Here is a 24031-nt window from a genome sequence, read left to right as displayed (position 1 = left end):
GCCCTGCGCGGCGGTCCCGGCCGCCGCACTCCCGCCGACGTCGTCTCTGCTCGTCTCGATCCGGGGAGGTGCGCCGGTGAGCGCTGGTCCGAGTTTCGACATCACCACGCACTACGAGATGTACCTGCCGACCGAGGGGACCCTGGTCGACGTCGTCGCCACGGTCCGGTCGACCGGCGCGACGGTCGGCGAGGCGGGGTCCGGCGCGCCGGCGCCGCACCTGGCCGAGGTGATCCTCCTCGACTGCTCCGGCTCGATGGGCTCGCCGACCAGCAAGTTGATCCAGGCCCGGCGGGCGGCGGTCGCGGCGATCGAGGCCCTGCCGGACGGGGTCCGGTTCGCGGTGGTGGCGGGCACGCACAGCGCGGAGATGATCTACCCGGGCTCGGTCCGGTTGATGGTGGCCAGCGACACCAGCCGGGCGGCGGCCAAGGAGGCATTGCGCCGAACCAGTGCCGGCGGCGGTACCGCGATGAGTCACTGGTTGCGCCTGGCGGCGCGACTCTTCGAGGAGGCGCCGGGGAGCGTACGGCACGCGATCCTGCTCACCGACGGCCGTAACGAGAGTGAGCTGGTCAGCGAGTTGGATGTGGTGCTCGCCGAGTGCGCCGGCCGGTACACGGTGGACTGCCGGGCGATCGCCGAGCGGCCGGGGGTGCACGCCTGGCGGGGCACCGAGCTGATCAGGATCGCCGATGCCCTCGGTGCCAACCCGGTGGTGCCGGTGGAGGACCCGGACCGGCTCTCGGCCGAGTTCACCCAGTTGATCACGGCTGCGCTCGGTCAGCGGACCGCTGACGTACGGCTGCGGGTGCGTACCTCGGCACTGGCCTCGGTCCGGTTCGTCAAGCAGGTCTACCCGACCATCGCCGACCTCGCGGAGCTGGCGCAACCGGTCGACGCCCAGACCACCGACTATCCGATCGGGGCTTGGGGTGAGGGGCACCGGGACTATCACGTGGGGCTGGCGGTGCAGCCGATGGCGGCCAACGAGACCCGGCGGGTCGCCTGGTTGAGCCTGCTGGTGCCACTGGCGGACGAGGCACCGGCCGCCGCCGCGACGGGGACGGCGGACGAGCCGGGCCGGGTGGACGGGGACCGGACGGCCGAGGTCGGGCAGACCGCGATCGCGGTCGAGTGGACCGAGGACATCGCCCGCTACACCGGGATCAACCCGACGGTGGCCCACTACACCCGGCAGCAGGAGTTGGCGGTGGCGATCCGCACCGCGTGGGAGGCGTTCGACGAGCGCCGGTTGGCCGACGCCGAGTCGCTGATGGGGCGGGCGGTGTCGTTGGCGTACGCGGCCGGCGCCCACGACAAGCTGGCGGTCTTCGGCCGGGTGGTGGAGATCGAGGACGCTGGTACGGGCCGGGTGCGGCTCCGCTCCGATGTCGACCCCGGGCATTGGCAGGTGCCGACCGTGACCGGCCACCACACCCGCTCCTGGGGCACCGCCGGATCCACCGGCGTCAGCGTCCTGAACAGTCAGAACGCCACCGGGACCGGCGCCGATCTGGTGCCGAAGCAGGCCGCCGCCGCCGAGCGGGGTGGCGAACCGGCGCCGGTCCCGCTGCTGGACGAGTGCCCCGAGTGCCAGACCCGGCGACGGGGCCGCTTCTGCGAGCGGTGCCGGTACGACTTCCAGGCGAGCCGGGCCGGCTGATCGGGGTGGACCTCTTCGAATGGGTGGAGCGGTTCGACAACATCGTGTCGATCGTCGTCGGCACGGTTGCCGTACTGGCGATGGTCGGGGGGAGCGCCGCGTGGCAGCGCCGCCGGCCGGGCCGGGCGGAGACCGTCGATTCGGTACGCGCCCTCGTCGCCGCCCAGCGGGACACCGTACCGGCGCACGCGTACCAGTTTCTGGACGGTTCGGTTGCCGCCCTCTCCGCGATCTACGTGCGGCAACGGGTGGTGCCGGGGACCGGTCCGATCGGACCGGTCGAGGCGTTCGACGCTGACCGCCTGCTCCGCACCGACTCCCACCTGCTGCTGGTCGGGGCGGCCGGCAGCGGCAAGACCACCTTCGTCGGGCACGCGGTCCGCGAACTCGCCCGGAGCTTCAGCGGGACCGTGCGGGGCCGGGGCGGGGTGCCCGAGGAGGTCGGGCTGGCCCTGCCGGCGACCGTGCTGGTCGACCGGTCGTTACCGGAGGCGCTCGCCGAGGCGTACCGGTTCGGGGTGCCGGCGGTCTCGACCGGTCAGCCACCGGGTCGGCATGGACGGTGGCTGGTGCTCGTCGACGGGGTGGACCGGATCAGCGACCCGAACACCCGGTCGCGGGTGCTGGGCCAGTTGCGGGAGTGGGCGGCCCGGGTCGACCACCCGTACCGACTGATGGTGACCACGCGCCCGTTGGCGGCGGAGGAGGCGACGGCGTTGCGGACGTACTTCGCCGAGCACCACCTGCTGCCGTTCGAGGCGGACGACCTGTCGATCTTCGCTGAGCGGTGGTTCCGGGACCGGGTGCCCGATCCGGAGCGGGCGAACCGGGACTCCGACCGGTTTCGGGTGGATCTGGCCCGGGTCGAGCTGGACGGGTTGACCGGCAACCCGCTGCTGGTCACGCTCGCGGCGCTGAGCTGGGAACGGCGGCCGGGTACGTTGCCGCCCGGGCCGCCGGAACTGCTCGACCGGTTCGTGCCGCACCTGATCGAGAGCGGCGCGGCGGTGATGGACGAGGTGGCGGCGGTGTTGGGCCGTCGGGGTGTCGCGGGTACCGAGGTGGCGGCCTGGCTGGACGAGCGGATCGAGGGGGCGTGCGAGGCCGCTGCGGCGGGCTGGTTGCGTGACGGTGGTGCGGTGACGGCCGCGGTCGACTGGACCAACACGTACGCCCCGGTTGCCCCCGGTGGGTTGTTGCGCGACTGGCCTGGCCGGGTCCGCGCGTTGCTGCTCGCCACCGGTCTGTTCCTGCCCCGGGGAGCCGATGTCGAGCCGCTGACCCGGGCGGTCGCGGAGTACCTGGCGGCCGGCCCGGTGGCGCGGGAGTGGCAGGAGGCACGGTGGCTGGAGCTGATGGCCGATCCGTCGACCCGGGGGAAGGGCGCGTTCGTGCTGGCCCGCGCGGGTCGGGCGACGGAGTCGGCGTTGACCCGGCTGGCGGGCGGGACGGGGCCGCAGGTCCTGGCCGCAGGCCACCTGGTCGGTGCCGGGATTCCGATGTCGGTGGAGGTCCGGGACATGATCCTGGCCGCTCTGCTGCGGCTCTGGCAGGCCGGCGAGGTGTCGCTGGCTGGCGAGTGCCTTTCGGTGCTGGCGGAACTGGCGAAGGCACCGGCGATCCGGCGGGCGGTCTTCGGCATCGCCGCCGACCCGCGCTGGCCGCGCCAGGTGCGGCGGGCCGCGAACACGTTCGTCGCGGTGCCGTCCCTACGTCAGTCGATTCCTGACTGAGCCGGGGTGCGGGCGCCGCCGGGGCGTCCGGGCGCGGTACGGGGCCGGTGTGGTCACACCGGTCCCGTACCGACCGCGGAGCCGGTGGCTCAGAAGGCGTGGGTGACCGTGAGGGTGATGTTCGAGCAGGAGGCGGCCCGGCTGGTGAGGGCGTTCTTCTCGGCGGTGTCGACAGTGAGCCGCCAGCGGGTCTTCACCGCCACCCATTCGCCGATGTAGCGGCAGACCTCACGGCTCGGTACCCAGGTGGTCGGGTCCTGGTCACCCTTGGCCTGGTTGACGTTGTCGGTCACCGCGATCAGTGCCCGTACGTCGCCCATGTCGTTGGCGTACGACTGCCGCCGGGAGGTGGTCCACGAGCGGGCGCCGGAGTCCCACGCCTCGGCGAGCGCGACCACGTGGTCGATGTCCAGGTCGGCGGGGTTGGTCCAGTAGGCCCCGTCGTAGTACGAGAACCAGCGTCCGCCGGTGAGCGTGCAGCCGGAGCCGACCGACGGGTTGGTGGTGGCTTCTGCGATCAGTACCTCGTACCGGGTGTTGCAGCCGTCGCCGTCGGCGTCGACCCAGTGCGGGAAGAGGTCGCGGTTGTAGCCGGTCCGGATTTCGGTGGCGACCGGCAGGTTGGCGATCATGGTGCGGAGCGGCTGGGAGACGGTTGCGGCCTGGGCCGGGTTGGCGAGACCGAGGACGGCGAGGGTGGCGGTGGCCAGCAGGGTGGTGGCCCAGCGCGTGGGGGTACGGGTCATCACGACTCCATCCGGTTGGCAGGCTCTCTGCCTGTCCCCCATATAGACGGAGCCAATTGTCGTACGGCCTCGTCCGCGCATGAACGATGGTTAAATTTCCACCCTGTTTCCGTCCTCGGTCCCGTCGACCCGGTAGCCGGGGGACCGGTCCTGCGTCAGCCGGCGGCGATCAGGTCGTCCGTCGGCGACGTCCTCGGTGCCGGTGTCCTGGCGGTGAGCTGGAACCAGAACGAGCCGTAGCCGGGCAGGGTGAGCTGGTAGGGGCGGGCACCGATCAGCGGGAACGGTGTCTGCCCGGTCAGCTCGACCGGCAGGTGACCGATGAAGCGGCTGCCCAGTGGGAGCTGCGCCGGCTGCGGATGGCGGGACAGGTTGTGTACGCAGAGCACCACTTCGTGCCCGTCGGGCCCGTCGTACTCGCGCAGGAAGGCGAGCACCGTCCCGTTCTTGCCGCCGAGGTCGCGGAAGGAGCCGAGGGCGAGCGCCGGGTGCTGTTTGCGTACGGCGATCATCTGTCGGGTCCACTGCAACAGCGACGCCGGTTGTTCGAGTTGCCGTTCCACGTTGACGGCCTGGTAGCCGTAGACCGGGCCCTGGTTCACCGGCAGGTAGAGCGCGCCGGGGTCGGCGCTGGAGAAGCCGCCGTTGCGGTCCGGGGACCATTGCATCGGGGTACGGACCCCGTTGCGGTCGCCGAGCCACACGTTGTCTCCCATGCCGATCTCGTCTCCGTAGTAGAGCACCGGTGAGCCGGGCAGCGAGAGCAGCAGCGAGGTGAAGAGTTCGATCTGGTTGCGGTCGTTGTTGACCAGCGGGGCCAGGCGGCGCCGGATGCCGACGTTCACCCGCATCCGGGGGTCCTTGGCGTATTCGTTGTAGAGGTAGTCGCGTTCTTCGTCGGTGACCATCTCCAGGGTCAGTTCGTCGTGGTTGCGTAGGAAGGTGCCCCACTGGCAGCCCTGCGGGATCTGCGGCGTCTGGGCGATGATCTCGGAGATCGGGAAGCGGGACTCGCGGCGTACGGCCATGAAGATCCGGGGCATCACCGGGAAGTGGAACGCCATGTGGCACTCGTCCCCGCCCACTGCCGGGTCGCCGAAGTAGTCGACCAGGTCGGCCGGCCAGAGGTTCGCCTCGGCCAGCAGGACCCGGCCGGGGAACTCCTCGTCGACCATCTTGCGCAGCCGTTTCAGGTAGGCGTGCGTCTCCGGCAGGTTGGCGCAGTCGGTGCCCTCCCGCTCGAAGAGGTACGTGATCGCGTCCAGCCGGAAGCCGTCGATGCCGAGCTGGAGCCAGAACCGGACGACGTCGAACATGGTTTCGCGTACCACCGGGTTGTCGTAGTTCAGGTCCGGTTGGTGGGCGAAGAACCGGTGCCAGTAGAACTGCTGGCGGACCGGGTCGTAGGTCCAGTTCGACGGCTCGGTGTCGCAGAAGATGATCGGGACCTGCGCGTACTCGGTGTCGGTGTCGCGCCAGACGTAGAAGTCGCCGTACGGTCCGTCGGGGTCCTGCCGGGACTGTTGGAACCACTCGTGGGTGTCGGAGGTGTGGTTCAGCACCAGGTCGGTGATCACCCGGATGCCGCGCGCGTGTGCCTCGTCGATCAGCGTCACGAAGTCGTCGATGGTGCCGAACTCGGGCGCGACGGTGAAGTAGTCGCGGATGTCGTAGCCGCCGTCGCGGCGGGGGGAGTCGTAGAACGGTGGCAGCCAGAGGCAGTCGACGCCGAGCCACTTCAGATAGTCGAGTTTGGTGGTGAGGCCGGGCAGGTCTCCGAAGCCGTCACCGCTGGCGTCGAAGCACGCCTGCACGAACATCTCGTAGAAGACGGCCCGCTGGTACCACTGCGGTTCAGCGGGCAGCTCCCGGGCACGCCGCAGGGGCGCGGGGGTCGATTCCAGTGGTACGGGCAACTGCCGGGGCAGCAGTTCCTGGTCCGGGGACGGGACCGTCAGCGCGTTGATGCGCTCAGCGAGATCGGACATGGTTCTCCTCCGGGGTTCCAAGTGGAGGGCCCGCAGGTACGGCAGCCGTCGTGCCCGCGGGTCACGCGGGAAGGAATCGCCGGCGCCGGTGACGGCGGGTTCACCGCCCGTTCATCCGCTTCAACCGGGGGTGACGATCAGCGGTAACGCCGATGTTTCAGTAGCGAATCCGACGATCGAGGGAAACCCGACCGGTGATCGCTTCGCACCCCCTCCGACCAGGGCATATGTACGCTGTGGAGGTTGTCGTGGACGAGTTGACTCATGGTCATTTATGACGGTTGAGATGATTTACGCCTTCTGCCCACCCGGACACCCGTCGGAAATCTGACTGAACATCACCCGTTGTGTTCGGTGAACCGGCATGGTTAAGCTCATCGTGCGCGCCCCAATCGCCCGCTTCCCCCGTGGCAGGCGATCGGGGCGCGCACCTATGTGAGGCCGTTTGCTTACGGCCCCGAGCGCCCGTCCGGTGCGTGCAGCGTCCACACCGACGACGGTCATGTCTGACACCCTGGGCCCGCCACTGTGCGAACGACGGGTGGTGACCGCCGGCCCCACCACCGCGGCTGCGGCGATCACTCTCCGCGGTCATTTTCGCTACAGCAGCGTTGCGCGTACCGGCTTACCGGCGGACACCCTGAGGCGGTGCGAGCGGCGACGACCCGGCCGGGCGGTTTCCGGGCACCGCCCGCTGCCAGAGCGAAACCGGGGGCACTCGTCGTCGCCGGGAAGTGTCGACCGGCACCGATCGGGTAGACCGGCGGCATGCCGCGAACCCTTCGATCCGGTGGCGCGTCGTGACCGACCCGGCCGCACAACAGTTCGGCTTCGCGTTCGCGCGACCGTTCCGGCTGCCCCTGTCGCTCATCGGCGTCCGCCCGGACAGCGCCAGGGTCACCGTCGATGTGGCCGGGCTGACCGTCCGGTACGGGCCGTGGCGGCTCTACAGCCCTCGGGTGAACATCGTCGGCGCCGAGCGGACCGGCCCGTACCGGTGGTGGCGGGTGCTCGGGCCGCACATGTCGATGGTCGATCGGGGCGCCAGTTTCGGTACCACCAGCGCCGGCGGTGTCTGCATCCGGTTCCGCACCCCGGTGCCGGGGCTCGCCCCGGGTGGTTGGCTGCGCCACCCGGCTGTCACGGTCACGGTCGACGACCCGGACAGGCTGGTCTCCGCCCTGGGAAGTGGGCGATGAGGGAGGTCACCGGATGAGGGACGTGGAACCCGCGTCCCTGCTCACCTATTCTCGATCTTGTAACGTGAAGGCCCCGCTCATCTCTCAGGGGGATTGCTGTGCGCATTCTGTTCTCCGCCGTGGCGCTTTTCGGCCACGTCCTGCCGATGGTGCCGCTGGCCCGTGCGGCACGGGGTGCCGGTCACGAGGTCGCGCTGGTCACCGGCCCGGAGATGGTCGGCAAGGTCGATTCCGAGTTGCCGATCCTGTCGGCCGGTCCGACCCTCCCCGCCATGGTCGACGAGGCGGAGCGCCGTAGCGGGCTGCGCCTCGGCGTCCACGGCGTGCCCGGTCAGATCGAGTTCTTCGCCGCGGCCCGGGTCGACCTGACCATCGACGAGGCCGTCGCCGCGGCCAGGGAGTGGAAGCCGGACCTCGTCGTCTGCGAGACCTCGGACAACGTCGGCCCGCTCCTGGCCACGCAACTCGGCGTGCCGTGGAGCCGGATCGCGTACGGGCCCCGGATGGAACCGGAGACGGTCAGGTTGGTGGCGGAGAAGGTGGCCCCCCGTTACGAGGCGCGTGGCCTCACCCAGCGGCCAGCGGTCGCCTACCTCGACCCCTGCCCGCTCTCGCTCCAGCCCGCCGGATGGGAGCCTCCGGCGCCCCGCCTCACCGTGCGTCCGGAACCTCACCGTCAGGCCGGCTTCTCGTGGAGCGTGCCCGAGTTCCCCGGTCGGACGGGCCTGCCGTTGGTCCTGGTTACGCTCGGTACCATCTTCAACAGCGATGAACGGCTGGGCACGATCCTGGAATCGTTGAAGTCGATCGACGTCAACGTCATCGCCACCATCGACGACAAGATCGACCGCGACGCTCTCGCGATCGACACCGAGCAGGTGCGCCTGGTCGACTTTGTGCCGCTGGACCAATTGCTCGACGGCGTCGATGCCGTCGTCACGGTCGGAGGGGCGGGAACGATGCTCGCCACGCTCAGCCGTGGCATCCCGTTGGTGATGCTGCCCCAGGGTGCCGATCACCCGCGCAACGTCGCCGCCGCGACCGCCACCGGTGCGGCGATCGGGTTGGAACGGGCCGACGAGGTCGGTCCGGCCACGGCCCAGCTCCTCGCCGAGGGCTCGTACCGCGCCGCTGCCGCGAAGGTCGCGGAGGAGATGGCGACCATGAACTCCACCCCGGAGGCCCTGCGGCAACTGGTCGCGCTGGCCGCTGCGGCCTAGCCGTGTCGGCGGGCGATGAGCGCCTCGATGCCGTCGAGGAGTAGGTCGAGCCCGAAGGTGAAGTCGGCGTCGTCGATCCACTCCTCGGCGGCCCCAAAGGCGTCGACGCGTACGGCCTCGGTGAGTTCGGGGTAACCCTCCGGATCGAGGACCTGCCCGAGGACCTTGCCGTAGTCGGCCAGCCCGGCGATCGAGTCGTCGCCGGTGACGGTTCCGGTCACACCGTTGAGGGCGTGGGCCAGGGCTGCCTGCCGGACGGCGTAGCCGGTGAGGCTGGTCGCGATGTTGATTCGTTCGCCGTAGCCGAGTCCGGTGTCGGCGAGCGCGGCGAGCGCGCGGTCGAGCCAGCGCAGCAGCCGAGGACCGGTGGGTGGAGTGCGCTGGTCGAGCCCCAGCAGCCAGGGTCGTTCGAGGAGGAGATCCCGGTTGGCCCGGGTCCACTCGGTCAGGTAGTCGCGCCAGCCCTGTCCGTCCAACGTGGGTGGTTCGGGTGTCGCGGCGTCGGCCATCGCGATCAGGAGCTCGTCCTTGCTGCCGACGTAGCGGTACAGGGACATTGTCGCCATCCCGACTTCGGCGGCGACGCTGCTCATCTTCACGGCCTCCAGGCCGTCGCGATCGGCGATCCGGATCGCGGCGTCGATGATTCTGCCCAGGTCAAGGCTGGGTCGGGGGCCGTGCCGGGCGATCGTCTCGCGACCCCACATCCGGGCCACCACGGGGGGGAGCGTCGGTTCCGCCACGTTGAACTCTCCTCGTCCTCCACCCGCGGGTCTTGCGCTCACTGTAGATCTCGGCAACTCTGTACCGCGTACGCTGTATCGCATACGCAGATTACGGGGAGGACTGCTATGGCTACAGAGAGTCCAGTCAGACGTGTTCTCGACGTCGACGCGATCCGAGGGTTCGCACTCCTCGGGATCTTCGCCGTCAACGTCACCTTCATGGCCTCCGGTTATCCGGGAAACCTGGTCAGCGACCCCCACTTCGACTCGGGAATCGACCACGCCGTACGGGCGTTCTCCTCCCTCTTCGTCGACATGAAGTTCTACGTGCTCTTCTCGTTCCTCTTCGGGTACAGCTTCACCCTCCAGATGGAGGCGGCGAGCCGGGCCGGCGCCGCCTTCTCGGCGCGGATGCTCCGCCGCATCGGTGGCCTCTTCCTCCTCGGCGCCCTGCACACCGTCCTGCTGTACGGCGGCGACGTGCTCACCACCTACGCGGTGGCGTGTCTCGTCCTGCTCCTGCTGCGCAACATCAAGGACCGTACGGCGATCCGGACAGCGGGGGCCCTCTACGCACTCGTGCTGGTCAGCCTGATCGCCAGCGCGTTCCTGGTGGACCGCTCGACGTTCGTACCGGGCGAGGCCGAGGCGCTGGCCAACGGCGAGGAGGCGACCCGGGCACTGCTCGGCGGCTGGGGTGCGAACATCGGCGAGCACCTCGGCGGCCTGCCGCTGCTCGTACTCCAGGCAGTGACCCTGCAGGGCCCGACCGCGCTCGGGCTCTTCCTGCTCGGCATGGTCGCGGGGCGCCGGCAGTGGCTGGCCCGGATCACCGGCGGCGAGCCGGTGTTGCGCCGGATCCAGTGGATCGGATTCCCCGTCGGGCTGCTCGGTTCGATCGCCTACACCGTCAGCGGCGGAAACGGCAACACCCTCGGGGTCGCGGCGAGCGTGGCGACGGCACCGCTGCTGGCCGCCGCGTACGTGGCGACGCTGCTGCGTGTCATGCACCACCCGCGTACGGCGGCGGTCCGAAGCGCGCTCGCCCCGGCCGGCCGGATGGCCCTCACCAACTACCTGGGTCAGTCCGCGATCGGTCTGATCGCCTTCACCGGCATCGGGTTCGGCCTCGCGGGCAGCCTCTCCCCGCTCGCGCTCTTCGCCTTCGTCGCGGTCGTCTTCGCCACTCAACTGGGCCTGAGCGGGCTCTGGCTGCGCCGTTTCCGCTACGGCCCGGTCGAGTGGGGGCTGCGCTGGCTCACCAACGCCCGCCGCCCCGCCTTCGTCGCGCCGCCGACATCGGACCAACCGGCATCCGAGCAGCCGCACGCGAAAATCGTCGAACCGGTCCGGACCACCACCGGCCAGCCCGACCCGCGTTGACGCGCGGCGTCACGTCCCTGCCCGTCCCGCGCGCCGACCTCAGGGTCGACGCGCGGGTGGGGGTGTCGGGTGGCCCCGGTGGGCGGCCCAGTCGGGGGCGAGCAGTGCCATGAGGTGGGCGTCGATCCACTCGCCGTCCCAGTGCAGAGCCTGGCGCTTGGTGCCCTCGTGGACAAAGCCGACCTTCTCGTAGACCCGCTGGGCGCGCGGGTTGAAGGCGTACACCTCAAGCTCGATCCGGTGCAGACCGACGGTCTCGAAGGCGTACGCCAAGATCAGTCGGGTCGCCTCGGTGCCGAACCCACGGCCGAAGAATCGAGGACCGGCCAACAGGATGCGGAACCAGCACGACCGGTTGTGCTCGTCGAGGTCCAACAACACGACCTCGCCCACCCACTCGCCGCTGTCCTGGTCGACGATCGCCAGGTCGAGGCGATCGTCATGGCCGGCGCGGGTGGCGTACCAGCGTTCCAGGATCTCCAGGCTGTGCGTGCGGTGGCTGCCGGTCAGTCTGAGTGTCTCCGGGTCGAGCGCCGCCAACCCCGGTGCGTCGGCGGTTTCGACGGGGCGGAGCAGCACCCGTTCACCCACCAGGATCGGCTTCTCGATCAACGAGATTGCGTCGGCCACAACGAGATCATGCCTGCTCTCCCCGTTACCCACCACAAACCCGTCCCGTCCCCGCCCCTCCCCTCGCTGTCGATCCAGGGCGAAGCGCCTCTGCCGGAGATCAACTCACGTCGCTTTGCCCTGGATCGGCGAGGAGGGGTGGGGGCGGGTTAGATCCAGCGGGGTCCTAGCCACATTCGGGCGGACCACTCGGCGTACGGCAGCAGTTGGCCGACGAAGACCGGATAGAAGTACGCGAAACAGATCGCCACCAGCAGGACGTACGCCCCGGCGATGATGACGCCGACCGTACGCCGGTCCAGGCCACCGCCCTCGGCCGACGACTCGCCGGACAGTTCGGCCGGAAGTGTCTCCTCGGAGAGGGTGAGGGCCGTCGGCTTCCCGGTGTCGCCCTCGGCCGGTGCCGCCGAACGGACCCGGGACCGGGCCGGTCTGCCGCCGCCGGGTGGGCCGATGATCGCACCGAGCACGTACGTCACCGCGAGGATCAGGAACGGCAGCGCGGGTGCGGCGTAGAAGGAGAACATCGTCCGCCCGTCGAAGGCGAACCAGAACCAGGGGAGCAGTCCGGCGGCGCCGGAGAGCAGGATCGCCCCGGCCCGCCAGTCGCGGCGGGCGATGCCCAGCCAGGCGGTCGCGGCGAGCGCCGGCAGGAACGACCACCAGAGGATCGGGGTGCCGAGCAGCAGGATCTCGGCGGCGCAGCTCGGTGCGCCGCAGCCGGCGTCGGACGACCAGTAGAACGCGACCGGGCGGCCGAGGAGCAGCCACTGCCACGGCCACGACTGGTAGACGTGTGGCGTCTCCAGACCGGTGTGGAACCTGTACGCCTCGACGTGGTAGTGCCACAGGTTCCGCAACGCCCCGAGGATCGGTGGCTCGGAGTGGCCGTTGTCGGCCAGCCAGTGCCGGAAGTAGCCGTGGTCGGTGGCGAACCAGCCCGACCAGGTGGCGACGTACGTGCCCACGATCAGTACCCCGGCCAGGGCCAGCCAGCCGATCTCGCCGAGCAGCGTGTCCAGCCAGGGGCGGCGTACGCCCGCCGAGCGGCGTGCGCCGACCTCCCAGAAGATCACCAGCAGAGCGAACGCCGGGATGAAGTAGAGCGCGCTCCACTTGACGCCGACCGCGCAGCCGAGCATCAGCGCGGCGAGCAGACGCCACCACGGGACGCTCTCGGGGAACCGCAGTGGCAGTCGACCGACGGCACCCCGCCGGCTCGGGTCGAGTCCGCCCTCGATCGCGCGTACCCACCGGCGGCGGTGGTGGTCCCGGTCGACGACCAGTGCGGCGAACGCGGCGAAGACGAAGAAGAGCAGGAAGATGTCGAGCAGGGCGGTGCGGGAGAGCACCAGGTGGAACCCGTCGAGGGCGAGCAGCAGGCCGGCGGCGCAGCCGAGCACGGTCGACCCGAAGAGGCGGCGAGCGGTCCGGACCATCAGCAGTACCGAGAGGATGCCGATGATCGCCGCCGAGAAGCGCCAACCGAACTCGGGCGAGGTGGTGACGATGTGCCCGGGGGAGACGACGTTGCCGTCGACGTCGTAGTAGCCGAACGCCCACTCGCCGATCCCGATCATCCACTTGCCCAGCGGCGGGTGGACCACGTACGACGGGACGTTGTCCTTGTAATTCCACTCGACGCCCTTGCTGACCAGGCCCCAGGCGTCCTTGGCGTAGTAGGTCTCGTCGAAGATCTTGCCCTTGGGGTGGCTCAGCCCGACCAGTCGCAGGATGGCGGCGATCGCGACCACCACCAGCGTGGCGAGCCAGGAGTACGGCTCCAGTCGGCTGTCGATCGGGACCAGCCGGCGTCGCAGCACGGCGGGGAGGTGTCGTCCGCCGGGGAGTGTCGGCTCGGTCTTCGCCGCCTCGACACGAGGACCATCGGGGGGTGCGGTGGACGTACCGCCCGAGTGATCGCGGTCGCTGTCGCGGCTTGCGGTATGCGCTGTCGACGCCAGGGTCACCCCGCGATCGTAGGCTGCGGGAGCGGACGGTGGCGGCCTACGCCAACCTGACGTTTTCATAGGTGTCGATGAGGGGACGTTTCTGGTGGTAGATATGTCGGGTTCTGGGCGACTTGTCATACTCGGAGCGCCGCTCGGCAACCCCGGCGACGCCTCCACCCGACTCCGGGAGACACTCGCCGCCGCCGACGTGGTCGCCGCCGAGGACACCCGCCGACTCACCCGACTCGCCCGCGATCTGGAGATCACCATCAGCGGCCGGATCATCTCCTACTTCGAGGGCAACGAAGAACGGCGCACCCCCGGGCTGGTCGAGGCCGTACTCGCCGGAGAACTGGTCGCGCTCGTCACCGACGGCGGCATGCCCAGCGTCTCCGACCCCGGATACCGCCTGGTCAAGGCCGTGGTCGACGCCGGAGCGCCGGTCACCGCAGCCCCCGGCCCGAGCGCCGTCACCACCGCACTCGCCCTCTCCGGACTCCCCGTCGACCGGTTCTGCTTCGAAGGCTTCCTGCCCCGCACCGGCGGCGCCCGCCGTACCCGGCTTCGGGCCCTCGCCACCGAGGAACGCACCCTCGTGTTCTTCGAGGCACCCCACCGGGTCGCCGGCACCCTGACCGACCTCGCCGAAACCTTCGGCGCCGACCGGCCCGCCGCCGTCTGCCGCGAGCTGACGAAGACGTACGAGGAAATCCTCCGCCGCCCCCTCGGCGAACTCGCCACCTGGGCCACCGAGGGTGAACCGCGCGGCGAGATCACCCTCGTGATCGCCGGCGCCACCGCCACCCCCGCCGCCCGCCCCACCGACGACGAACTCCGCGCCGCGGTCGCCGCCCGTGAAGCCGCTGGCATCACCCGCCGCGACGCCATCACCGAGGTCGCCACCGCATACGCCCTCCGCCGCCGCGACGTCTACACCGTCGTCCACACCGCCCAGGGGTAAGGAAGGGCCCCTTGTTATCGCTTTCTGTATAGGAAGGGGCCCTTCCTAACGCCGCAGCAGGAGCGGGTGCGCCGAATGCGGGCGCGAATGCGAATGCGGGTGCGGGTGCGGGTGCGGTCAGAAGGTGGCGGCGAGGAAGCCTGCGGTGATCGCCAGCGGGCCGGCGAGCCCGATCAGTACGGCACCCCGCCGGGCGGAACGGTTCGGCAGCCGTACGGCACCGGTCGCCCAGACGATGCCGACGCCGCAGAGGACCACCAGGCCCAGCCCGAGGACCCAGCGTAGGTGCAGCGAGCCGGTGCCGGTGCCGACGTACGCGGTGCTGCTGTCGGCGTCGATCATCCGGGCGGTGAGCTGCCAGCTTTCGAGTTCGTCCTCGGCGGGTACGCCGGCCAGCCGGATTCCCTCGGCACTGAACTTCCCGTCCGCCGAGACGAACTCGCCCCGGCAGCGTTGGTTGATCCCCTCACCGGTGCAGTCGATCACCGTGGCGGTGCCGAGGTCGCCGTGCCCGAAGGCGAGCCAGAGCGGCTCCACACTCACCCAGGCGAAGAAGCTGGCCAGCAGTGCCAGCAGGACCAGTCCGGCCAGGCCCGAGGCGGGTCGGCGGGGTGGCTTCGGCAGCCGCGGGGGTGCCCCCGCCGGCACCCGCCCGGTCGGGAACGACCAGAGCCGTCGGGGTCGCTCGTCGGGGTCCGGCCGGGCCGGCGTGCCATCCCAGTTGACCTGCTCGATCGGAAGCCAGAAGTCCTCTTCGTCCTCGGCCGTCGGGGCCTGCCCCGGAACCGTCGCCGGGCTCGCTGTGCCGTCCGCCGACGGCACCGTGCGCGTCCCGGCCTCGTTGATCCGGGGCACCCGGTCGGGGAGCGAACTGCGCGGTGCGCCTGTGGTCGGTTCGATCGCGGCGGAGACCGGCGCGGCGAGCCAGGGTGATCCGGCCGCCCCGGTCGCGGCGCCCGGCCCAGCCGCCGGGTTCGCGCCCGGGCCGGGCGGCGGCTGCGCCGGGGGTACGACCTCAGGTGCACTCGTTTCGGCCCGAGCGGGGCCGGGTTGTGTCGGAGTGCGCGCTGGGCCGGGTTGCGTCGGCGTACCGGGTGGGGTGGGAGGTAACTGGGTGGGCGCCGGTCGGGCGGCGGGGACCGCCGGTGTTCCCAGCGGTGTCGCCGCAGGGAGTGGCGCCCATGGGTCCGGCCGCGCGTCCGGTGTCGCCGCCGGTACGTCGGCGGGCCGGGACGGCACCCGTGGACCGGCTGCCCGCGCGTCCGGCGCGGCGGGTGTCACAGCGGCGGGAGCGGGCGAACTGGGCGTCGGTGGTGTGGGCGCGGTGGATGCCGGTGGTGCGGGCGTGCTGGGCGTCGGGGGAAGGCTGGACACCGGCGGCGAGGGCGGGCTGGACGCTGGCGCGTGCGGCCCAGGCCCAGGCGTGGGCGTGGGCGAAGCGGGTGTAGGCGGCACGGCCGTGGGTGGCGGAGGCGCTGGTGGGTCGTCGGCTGGCCCGTTGCCGCTGGCCTCGGGTACGGAGGTTGGCGAATCGCCGTCGTCGGCCCGGCCGGGATCGGCATCCCCCGGCTGTTGCCCGTTCGCTCTACCGGTCACAGAAAGTATTGGACAATGCACTGTTGGCTCAAAGGGGCAGCTTGGGGTGCGTGTCGCCGACAAATCGGGCGCAGAAATCCGACTGGGGTCCGGACGGGATGTCCCAGCTCACCTTCGGATGGCCAAAGTCACGTCCGGATGGCCGGGCTCGGGCGTACGGAGCCGGAACGGGCCTATTGGTTCGCGATCTCCCAGCGGCGGTCACTAGGCTTGCTGTTCATGAGTCACGTTCTCGCGGCGGTCGCCTGGCCGTACGCCAATGGCCCGCGCCATATCGGCCACGTCTCCGGCTTCGGCGTCCCCTCCGACGTTTTCAGCCGGTACATGCGGATGGCGGGCCACGACGTACTCATGGTCTCCGGCACGGACGAGCACGGCACCCCGATCCAGGTGCAGGCCGACAAGGAGGGGGTCAGCCCGCGCGAGCTGGCCGACCGCTACAACCGGGTGATCGTCGAGGACCTGCACGGTCTCGGTCTCTCGTACGACCTGTTCACCCGGACCACCACCGGCAACCACTACGCCGTGGTGCAGCAACTGTTCGAGGGGCTGCACCGCAACGGCTACATCGTGCCGAAGGTGACCATGGGGGCGATCTCCCCGTCGACCGGCCGTACGCTGCCCGACCGCTACATCGAGGGCACCTGCCCGATCTGCGGGTACGACAGCGCCCGGGGCGACCAGTGCGACAACTGCGGCAACCAGCTCGACCCGATCGACCTGGTCAACCCTCGCTCGAAGATCAACGGCGAGACCCCGGAGTTCGTGGAGACCGAACACTTCTTCCTCGACCTGCCCGGCTTCGCCGAATCACTCGGCCGTTGGCTGGACACCCGGGAGGGGTGGCGGACCAACGTACTGCGGTTCTCGAAGAACCTGCTGGGCGACCTCCAGCCCCGGGCGATCACCCGTGACCTGGAGTGGGGCGTGCCGATCCCGCTCGACGGCTGGCGCGACCGCAACGACAAGCGGATCTACGTCTGGTTCGACGCGGTCATCGGCTACCTCTCCGCCTCGATCGAGTGGGCCCGCCGCTCCGGCGACCCGGAGGCGTGGCGGCGCTGGTGGGCGGCGGACGGCGAGGGCAAGGACGCCACCGGCTACTACTTCATGGGCAAGGACAACATCGTCTTCCACTCGGTGATCTGGCCGGCGTTGCTGCTCGGCTACTCCGGTGAGGGCGACCGGGACGGCACCCCGGGCGAGTTGGGTCGGCTGAACCTTCCCACCGAGGTCGTCTCCAGCGAGTTCCTGACGATGGAGGGACGCAAGTTCTCCTCCTCCCGCCAGGTGGTCATCTACGTCCGTGACTTCCTCGACCGCTACGACGCCGACGCGCTGCGCTACTTCATCGCCGTCGCCGGCCCGGAGAGCAACGACACCGACTTCACCTGGTCGGAGTTCCTCCGGCGGAACAACGACGAACTCGTCGCCGGCTGGGGCAACCTGGTCAACCGGTCGATCTCGATGGCGGCGAAGAACTTCGGCGCGATTCCACCGGTCGACCCGGCCGGGCTCACCGAGGCGGACGAGGCGCTGCTCGCGGTCGCCCGCGACGGATTCGCCACGGTCGGCAACCTGATCGAACGGCACCGGCAGAAGGCGGCGATCGGCGAGGCGATGCGGGTGGTCGCCGAGGCCAACAGGTACCTCTCCGACCAGGCGCCGTGGAAGCTCAAGGGCGAGGATCAGAAAGCCCGGATGGGTACGATCCTGCACGTCGCCCTCCAGGTGGTCAGTGACGCCAACACCCTGCTCACGCCCTTCCTGCCGCACTCCGCGCAGCAGGTGCACGAACTGCTCGGCGGCACCGGCGTACACGCGCCGATGCCCTCGATCGTCCAGGTCGAGGACCTGGACGGCGGTCCGTCGTACCCGGTGCTGACCGGTGACTACACGGTCGGCGCCCGGTGGGAGTCGACGCCGATCGAGGCTGGCCGGCCGTTGGCCCCGCCGAAGCCGGTCTTCCGCAAGCTCGATCCGTCCATCGTGGACGAGGAGTTGGCCCGGCTCGGTAACTGAGCACGGGACGCGGGCTGGACTATCTGCCCGACGCCCGACGCCCGACGCCCGACGCCCGACGCCCGACGCCCGACGCCCGACGCCCGACGGTCGACGACTGTCGGGCGTCGCCGGGCCGTCGACAGCAGCGCGGCGTGCCGGTCGTACCGGCGCTCGCGGCCGTCGGCGCCAGTGCCACGGCGCCGACCAGTGCGGTCAGGGCCAGCGGCATCCGGGTACCGATGCCACAGAGGATTCGCTCTGTCCGGCCCTGCCCACATCTTGAATGAGCAGCGAGTTGAATGAGTAGCGAACCTCCCGATCATCCGTTCTCGACGGTTGACCGGTCCGGGGTCAGAAGCCGGCGGCGTAGCTGTCGGTCGCCTCGACCGCCGCATGGGCGAGGGTCGCCGCCTCGTGTAGTCGCTGTTTCGCCTGTTCGAGTCGGACCAGCGCCTCGGCGACCTGGGCGGCGCTCGCGCCGCTGGTGAGGCCGCGCAGCATCGCCGAGGTCCGGTCCATCGATTCCGCGAGGGAACGGATGGTTGCCGCCTGACGGGTCGTCTCGTCGTTGAACCGGGTCAAGCCGGCCTTGACCTCTCCCACCGATGTCATCTCCGCACTCTCCCCATCGCCGGTCGCCGAACGTCTGGCGGGCCGACGGTACCAAGGAGATGCAGGCCACAGCTTTGCGTGGGAAGGGGGTATTGCCCATCGCAGGTTAGGTCAGGCTAGCCTAACTCCGTGTCCACCGACGTTCGCCACACCCGCGCGACGACAACCCCGCCGCCGTCCGCGTCGCCCCCGCATCCGTCGTCGCCACGCCGCCCGGCGGTCGGACGGCGACTCGCCGGGCTGGTGCTCGCGATCGCGGTGGTCGCCGTGGTGGCACTGCTCAGCCTCGCCGTCGGCGCCAAGCCGCTCGCGCCCGGCATCGTCGTACACGAACTGCTGCACCGCACCGGCTCTGCCGACGGCGACATCGTCCGCGGCCTGCGGATTCCCCGTACGCTGCTCGGCCTCGCCGTCGGAGCGGCGCTCGGCCTGGCCGGCGCGCTGATGCAGGCCCTCACCCGCAACCCGCTCGCCGATCCCGGGCTGCTCGGGGTCAACGCGGGCGCTGCCGCCGCGGTGGTCACCGCGATCGCCCTGCTCGGCGTCACCAGCCCGCTCGGGTACGTCTGGTTCGCCCTGATCGGTGCCGCGTTCGCCGCCACCGTCGTCTACCTGCTCGGCTCCCGGGGCCGTAGCGCCGCCACGGCGGTCCGGCTCACCCTCGCCGGTACGGCGGTCACCGCCGCGCTGACCGGATACATCTCCGGGCTGGTGCTGCTCGACCCGAACGCCTTCAACGGATACCGGTTCTGGTCGGTCGGCAGCCTGACCGGCCGGGACCTCTCGGTACTCACCGCGGTCGGCCCGTTCCTCCTCGCCGGCGCGGTCTGCGCGCTCGCGCTGGCACGCCCCCTCAACGCACTCGCCCTCGGCGAGGAGAGCGGTCGTGCCCTCGGCGCGCATCTCGGCCGTACCCGGGGAATCGCTGTCCTCGCGGTGACCCTGCTCTGCGGCGCGGCGACCGCCGCGCTCGGACCGATCGCCTTCGTCGGGCTGACCATCCCACACATCGCCCGAGCCCTCGTCGGCCCGGACCAACGCTGGATCCTGCCCTACTCGATGGTGCTCGCACCGATCCTGCTGCTCGGCGCCGACATCATCGGTCGGGTGATCGCCCGACCCGGTGAGATCGAGGTCGGCATCGTCACCGCGTTCGTCGGTGCCCCGGTACTGGTCGCGTTGATTCGCCGGACCCGGGTGGCCCAACCGTGACCGCCCCGCCGACCTCCGGGGGGCCGGGCGTCACCACCGTGGCGCCGCCCGCCGCGCCGCCGGTCCGCCGGATACACGCCCTGGGCGGGCGGATCACACTCCGGGTCGACCGCCGGGCCAGCGTCGTCTGCGCCACGCTCGCCGCGGTGATCGTCGTGGTCGCGGTCTTCAGCCTCGGCATCGGGGACTACCCGATCCCGGTCGCGGAGGTGGTCCGTACCCTGCTCGGCCAGGGCACCCCGGCCACCGACTTCATCGTCCGCGAACTCCGGTTGCCCCGCCTGCTCACCGCTGTACTCGTCGGGGCGGCGCTCGGCGTCGGCGGCGCGCTCTTCCAGAGTTTGTCGCGCAACCCGCTCGGCAGCCCCGACGTCGTCGGGTTCGACACCGGCGCCGCCACCGGCGCGCTCGTGGTGATCCTGCTACTCGGCGGTGGCGGTACGGGCACCGCGCTCGGTGCGGTGACCGGCGGGGTCGTCACCGCGATGCTGGTCTACCTGCTCGCCGGCAAACGGGGCGGATCCGGGTTCCGGCTCATCCTGATCGGCATCGCCATCGGCGCGCTGCTCGACGCGGTCAACGCGTACCTGATCACGCGGGCCGAGTTCACCGACGCCCGCCAGGGGGTGCTCTGGCTCACCGGCAGCCTCGACGGTCGGGGCTGGGAGCAGGTACGGCCGCTCGCGCTCGTCCTTGTCGTACTCCTGCCCGTGGCCGTGCTGCTCGGCCGCGACCTGCGGATGCTCGAACTCGGCGACGAGCCGGCACGAGCGCTCGGCGTACCGGTCGAACGGACCCGGCTCGGCGTGATGCTGATCGGGGTGGGCCTGACCGCCACCGCGACCGCAGCCGCCGGACCGATCGCGTTCATCTCCCTCACCGCCCCGCAGGTGGCCCGCCGACTCACCCGCGGCGGCGGCCCGAACATCCTCCCGTCCGCGTTCGTGGGCGCGGCCCTGCTGGTCGGCAGCGACCTTGCCGCACAGCGTCTGTTCCACCCCGTCAGCCTGCCGGTCGGGGTGCTGACCGCGGGCATCGGCGGGCTCTATCTCGCCTGGCTGCTCGCCGGGCAATGGCGGAAAGGACTCGGATGACTTCGGCGGACCGGACGGAGCCGAACCCGGCACGGCTGAGCTGTGCCGACGCCACCCTCGCGTACGACCACCGGGTCGTCGCCGAGGCGTTGAGCGTGAGGATCCCGGACCACTCCTTCACTGTCCTGGTCGGACCGAACGGGTGCGGCAAGTCCACTCTGCTGCGGGCGTTGGCCCGGTTGCTCGTACCCCGGCACGGGACGGTGCACCTGGACGGCCGGTCGATCCACGGACTGCGGGCCAAGGAGGTGGCCCGCCAACTCGGGCTGCTGCCGCAGACGGCGATCGCGCCGGACGGCATCACCGTGCAGGACCTGGTCGCCCGGGGCCGCTACCCGCACCAGGGGCTGCTGCGCCAGTGGTCGCCGGGGGACGAGACGGCGGTGACGCAGGCGATGGCCGCGACCAACGTCACCGAGTTGGCCGGGCGGTACGTCGACGAACTCTCCGGCGGGCAGCGGCAACGGGTGTGGCTGGCCATGGCGCTCGCCCAGCAGACCCCGATCCTGCTGCTCGACGAGCCGACCACCTTCCTCGACATCGCGCACCAGATCGAGGTGCTGGACCTGGTCGCCCGGCTCCGGGAGGAGCAGGGCCACACCCTGGTCGCGGTCCTGCACGACCTGAACCACGCCTGCCGGTACGCCACCCATCTGATTGCCATGCGCGACGGCACGGTGGTGGCCCAGGGGACGCCGGCCGACATCGTCGACGCCGACCTGGTCGAGCAGGTCTTCGGCCTGCCCTGCCGGGTGATCACCGACCCCGAGTCGGGCACCCCGCTGATCATCCCGAAGGCGCGGCGCGTGCTCACCCCGACCCGCTGAAGTGCGGCTGATCCGGAGGGACTCACCACGCACCCCCCGACACCCGCTGCACCCCCGGACAACCGCTGCACCACCGATACCCGCACAGACCAACGACTGGAGAACCATGTCCTCGCACCTCCTGACCCGTCGCGGATTCCTACAGGGCGTCGGCGCCACCGGCGTACTGCTCGGCCTGGCCGCCTGCGGCGACTCCGGCTCCACCTCCACCGACGGCGACGGCCGCTCCGGTGCGGGGCAGTCGTTCCGCTACACCGACGGCCGGGGCAAGACCGTCGAACTGGCCGCCCGGCCGACCCGGGTGGTCGCGCAGAGCAGCGCCGCCGCCGCGCTCTGGGACGCCGGCTTCCAGGTCGCCGGGGTGTACGGGGAACTGGGCACCACCGACGGCAAGCTCAACTACCAGGCCGGCAACATCGACGTGACCAAGGTCGAGGTGGTCGGCAAGACCTACGGCGAGTTCAACCTGGAGCGGTACGCCGCGCTGCGCCCCGAACTCCTGGTCGACCTCTCCTTCGACGACAAGAGCCTCTGGTACGTGCCGGAGAGCAGCGCCGACAAGGTGTACGCGCTGGCGCCCTCGATCGGGATGAAGATGCCCGGTCTCGACCTGCCCACGATCATCGACAACTTCATGACGCTCGCCGGCCAGCTCGGCGCCGACCCGGACGCCGCCCCGGTGAAGGCGGCCCGGTCCGACTACGACGCCGCCGTCGACGAGGTGAAGTCGGCGATCAGGGCCAAGCCGGGCCTGCGGATCGCGGCTATCTCCCGGGACCCCGACAAGCTCTACATCGCCGACCCGAACGCGCACCCCGACCTGAAGCACCTCGCCTCGCTCGGTGCCACCTTCGTCACCCCGTCGCGGCAGATGAAGCCCGAGGAGTACTTCGAGGAGGTCAGTTGGGAGCAGGTCGGCCGGTACCCCGCCGATATGATCATTTACGACGGGCGGGAGGCCACCGGGGTCGCCGAGACCGCCGACAAGATTCCCACCTGGACCAACCTCGCCGCGGTCAAGGCCGGTCAGGTCTTCCGGTGGCGGCCGGCGGCCCCGTACAGCTACGCGGCGACCGCGCCGATCTACCGCGAGGTCGCGGGCTGGTTGAACAAGGCCAAGCCGCTGGGCTGAACGCCCCACGGCGGGGATGCCTGCCGTACGGTCGGGTCAGCGGCCGTACGGCAGGTCGATCAGCCGGTCGTCGGTGATCTCCTGGGCGGGCGCCCACGTCTCGTAGACGCCGCGCTCGTAACACTGGGCGCCGCAGGTGGCGATGCTGTCCGGGTTCGGTCGGCACAGCCGCAGTCGCAGCCAGCCCGTCTGCTCGCCGAGCACCAGACAGAGCACGCCACGCCAGTTGGCGAACCGGGCCCGGCGGCGGACACCCTCCACCGGATAGCGAGCCGCCCGGGTCATCGCCAACACCCGGAAACCGCCCGGCAGGTCGGCAAGCGCCTCGTACTCCTGCCCCTGGTAGTCGCCGACGAGCTGGGTGCTGCGCGAGGTGTCGCCGAACGGCACGTAATCCTGGTCCGGTGAGACGCCCGGCGCGGCGGCCAGCAGGTGACGCCAGCGCGGGCCGGCCATCCGCAGCCAGCCCCGCTGCTCCGGCTGGTACGTGTAGAGCACCACCTCGTCACCGGCCGGCGAGTACGCGACCAGGGCCGCGTTCGCCGACAACGGCAGGTCGGCCATGTCCCGGGTGACGAACTCCGGGATCAGGTGGCGCCCGCTCGGGGTGAACCCGGTGCCCAGCACCGGCGGCCCGACCCGGTCGTGCGGCGGGATCGCCACCAACCCGGAGTGCCGGTCGCCCCCGGGTACGTCGTAGTCGAGCGGGTCGATCGCCCGCCAGCGCAGCACGTACGCGACATCCGTCCCGTCCCGTCCGGCCTCCAGATCGGTACGGAGCAGCGCCAGGTCGGCCGGGGTACGCAGGTGGGCGACGTCGTACTCGCGGTAGCAGAAGCCGTACGGCAACCAGCCGCGTAGATGCCCGGCGAACTGGCGGGCGGAGAGCACCTTGACCATCGGTGTGCCCTGCCGGATCAGCGCCGAGTTGCGCACACTCGCCAGGATCGGGTCGCTCGCGCCCGCCTGGGTCTGGCTGAGCTGGTGCACGTCGTCCCAGCTCCGGGCCCGGTTCAGCGGTGCGGTCAACGGCGGTTCCAGGTCCGGGTCGCTGGCCGCGCGCGACCCGTACACGGCGGTGACCTCGCTCGCGTGCACGAACCGGTGCCAGGGCAGCCGCGCGTCCGGGCGGGGGTCCCGGCTGAACCCGTCCACCTCACTGGCGCTGAACAACTCGTAGGCGGCGCCCCGGGTCAGTTCCTCGGCCTGGTAGGTGGCTCCGGCGTACGTCACCACCAGCCCGACCGGCGCTTCTGGTACGTCCCGTGTTTGCGGGGTGACGCTCATGCGCGCGACGCTAGGAGGGCCCGATGCCCTCCAGGTGAACGAGAGGTGACGGAGAGGGACAACG

The 24031-nt window shown here is 70.9% G+C and carries 20 protein-coding genes; 12 read left to right on the top strand and 8 right to left on the bottom strand.

The annotated features are described in order from the left end of the window. Positions 1-76: 76 nt before the first annotated feature. Positions 77-1666 (top strand): VWA domain-containing protein, encoded by a 1590-nt coding sequence (locus ACIBF5_RS14395; RefSeq protein ID WP_396811598.1) that lies wholly within the window; start codon positions 77-79, stop codon positions 1664-1666. Continuing rightward, a complete protein-coding gene (locus ACIBF5_RS14390) occupies positions 1630-3399 on the top strand; it encodes an NACHT domain-containing protein (RefSeq protein ID WP_396811596.1) in 1770 nt (589 codons plus the stop codon). The genes ACIBF5_RS14395 and ACIBF5_RS14390 overlap by 37 nt, the downstream gene beginning before the upstream one ends. Positions 3400-3488: 89 nt before the next feature. Here the strand turns inward: ACIBF5_RS14390 and ACIBF5_RS14385 are convergent, their stop codons facing one another. Further along, positions 3489-4145 carry an HNH endonuclease family protein gene (locus ACIBF5_RS14385; RefSeq protein WP_396811594.1) on the bottom strand — a complete coding sequence of 219 codons (657 nt, stop codon included), beginning with the start codon at positions 4143-4145 and terminating at the stop codon, positions 3489-3491. 155 nt (positions 4146-4300) lie between these two features. Then, positions 4301-6133, bottom strand: coding sequence for a maltose alpha-D-glucosyltransferase (treS, locus tag ACIBF5_RS14380; protein ID WP_396811592.1), 1833 nt, complete (start codon positions 6131-6133; stop codon positions 4301-4303). A gap of 800 nt (positions 6134-6933) precedes the next feature. On the opposite strand from treS, the gene ACIBF5_RS14375 reads away from it, so the two are divergent. Both ACIBF5_RS14375 and ACIBF5_RS14370 read left to right on the top strand, forming a co-directional pair. After that, positions 6934-7332 carry a hypothetical protein gene (locus tag ACIBF5_RS14375; protein WP_396811590.1) on the top strand — a complete coding sequence of 133 codons (399 nt, stop codon included), beginning with the start codon at positions 6934-6936 and terminating at the stop codon, positions 7330-7332. Between the two features lie 98 nt (positions 7333-7430). Next, the gene (locus ACIBF5_RS14370) at positions 7431-8552 is read left to right on the top strand and encodes a glycosyltransferase (protein ID WP_396811588.1); all 1122 of its coding nucleotides are present in this window, start codon (positions 7431-7433) and stop codon (positions 8550-8552) included. On the opposite strand, the gene ACIBF5_RS14365 is transcribed toward ACIBF5_RS14370, so the two are convergent. Continuing rightward, positions 8549-9295, bottom strand: coding sequence for a TetR/AcrR family transcriptional regulator (locus tag ACIBF5_RS14365; RefSeq protein ID WP_396811586.1), 747 nt, complete (start codon positions 9293-9295; stop codon positions 8549-8551). The two genes, ACIBF5_RS14370 and ACIBF5_RS14365, sit on opposite strands and share 4 nt — an antisense overlap. Positions 9296-9403: 108 nt before the next feature. Between ACIBF5_RS14365 and ACIBF5_RS14360 the strand changes: the two genes are divergently transcribed. Further along, a complete protein-coding gene (locus tag ACIBF5_RS14360) occupies positions 9404-10660 on the top strand; it encodes a DUF418 domain-containing protein (protein WP_396811584.1) in 1257 nt (418 codons plus the stop codon). 39 nt (positions 10661-10699) lie between these two features. Here the strand turns inward: ACIBF5_RS14360 and ACIBF5_RS14355 are convergent, their stop codons facing one another. Both ACIBF5_RS14355 and ACIBF5_RS14350 read right to left on the bottom strand, forming a co-directional pair. After that, complete coding sequence (locus ACIBF5_RS14355; RefSeq protein ID WP_396811583.1) at positions 10700-11290, bottom strand: GNAT family N-acetyltransferase; 591 nt, start codon at positions 11288-11290, stop codon at positions 10700-10702. A gap of 149 nt (positions 11291-11439) precedes the next feature. After that, the gene (locus ACIBF5_RS14350) at positions 11440-13260 is read right to left on the bottom strand and encodes a dolichyl-phosphate-mannose--protein mannosyltransferase (protein WP_396811581.1); all 1821 of its coding nucleotides are present in this window, start codon (positions 13258-13260) and stop codon (positions 11440-11442) included. Between the two features lie 94 nt (positions 13261-13354). Here ACIBF5_RS14350 and rsmI point away from each other — a divergent pair, with 94 nt between their 5' ends. Then, positions 13355-14203 (top strand): 16S rRNA (cytidine(1402)-2'-O)-methyltransferase, encoded by an 849-nt coding sequence (gene rsmI, locus ACIBF5_RS14345; protein WP_396811579.1) that lies wholly within the window; start codon positions 13355-13357, stop codon positions 14201-14203. 117 nt (positions 14204-14320) lie between these two features. On the opposite strand, the gene ACIBF5_RS14340 is transcribed toward rsmI, so the two are convergent. Then, positions 14321-15058, bottom strand: coding sequence for a hypothetical protein (locus ACIBF5_RS14340; RefSeq protein ID WP_396811577.1), 738 nt, complete (start codon positions 15056-15058; stop codon positions 14321-14323). Between the two features lie 326 nt (positions 15059-15384). On the opposite strand from ACIBF5_RS14340, the gene ACIBF5_RS14335 reads away from it, so the two are divergent. Continuing rightward, the gene (locus tag ACIBF5_RS14335) at positions 15385-15651 is read left to right on the top strand and encodes a hypothetical protein (RefSeq protein WP_396811575.1); all 267 of its coding nucleotides are present in this window, start codon (positions 15385-15387) and stop codon (positions 15649-15651) included. A 367-nt stretch (positions 15652-16018) separates the two neighbouring features. Continuing rightward, complete coding sequence (gene metG / locus ACIBF5_RS14330) at positions 16019-17821, top strand: methionine--tRNA ligase (RefSeq protein WP_396811573.1); 1803 nt, start codon at positions 16019-16021, stop codon at positions 17819-17821. A gap of 333 nt (positions 17822-18154) precedes the next feature. Here the strand turns inward: metG and ACIBF5_RS14325 are convergent, their stop codons facing one another. Continuing rightward, entirely contained in the window at positions 18155-18415 is a 261-nt protein-coding gene (locus ACIBF5_RS14325) for a hypothetical protein (RefSeq protein ID WP_396811571.1), read from the bottom strand. A gap of 129 nt (positions 18416-18544) precedes the next feature. Here ACIBF5_RS14325 and ACIBF5_RS14320 point away from each other — a divergent pair, with 129 nt between their 5' ends. The 4 genes from ACIBF5_RS14320 (at position 18545) to ACIBF5_RS14305 (ending at position 22680) form a co-directional block, all read left to right on the top strand. Further along, entirely contained in the window at positions 18545-19627 is a 1083-nt protein-coding gene (locus ACIBF5_RS14320) for an iron chelate uptake ABC transporter family permease subunit (RefSeq protein ID WP_396811570.1), read from the top strand. 71 nt (positions 19628-19698) lie between these two features. Beyond that, positions 19699-20721 carry a FecCD family ABC transporter permease gene (locus ACIBF5_RS14315; protein WP_396811694.1) on the top strand — a complete coding sequence of 341 codons (1023 nt, stop codon included), beginning with the start codon at positions 19699-19701 and terminating at the stop codon, positions 20719-20721. Then, positions 20718-21548 (top strand): ABC transporter ATP-binding protein, encoded by an 831-nt coding sequence (locus ACIBF5_RS14310; protein WP_396811568.1) that lies wholly within the window; start codon positions 20718-20720, stop codon positions 21546-21548. Before ACIBF5_RS14315 ends, ACIBF5_RS14310 begins: the two co-directional genes overlap by 4 nt. 106 nt (positions 21549-21654) lie before the next feature. Beyond that, positions 21655-22680, top strand: coding sequence for an ABC transporter substrate-binding protein (locus tag ACIBF5_RS14305; protein WP_396811566.1), 1026 nt, complete (start codon positions 21655-21657; stop codon positions 22678-22680). A 36-nt stretch (positions 22681-22716) separates the two neighbouring features. Here ACIBF5_RS14305 and ACIBF5_RS14300 read toward each other — a convergent pair whose 3' ends face one another. Continuing rightward, positions 22717-23967, bottom strand: a complete 1251-nt coding sequence (locus ACIBF5_RS14300) for a hypothetical protein (RefSeq protein WP_396811564.1) — start codon at positions 23965-23967, stop codon at positions 22717-22719. Between the last annotated feature and the right edge of the window lie 64 nt (positions 23968-24031).

It is taken from the genome of Micromonospora sp. NPDC050417 (assembly GCF_044458865.1).
GTDB lineage: Bacteria > Actinomycetota > Actinomycetes > Mycobacteriales > Micromonosporaceae > Micromonospora_G.
Note: the sequence above shows the minus strand (reverse complement) of the source record. Positions and strands in the feature narration are given on the sequence as shown.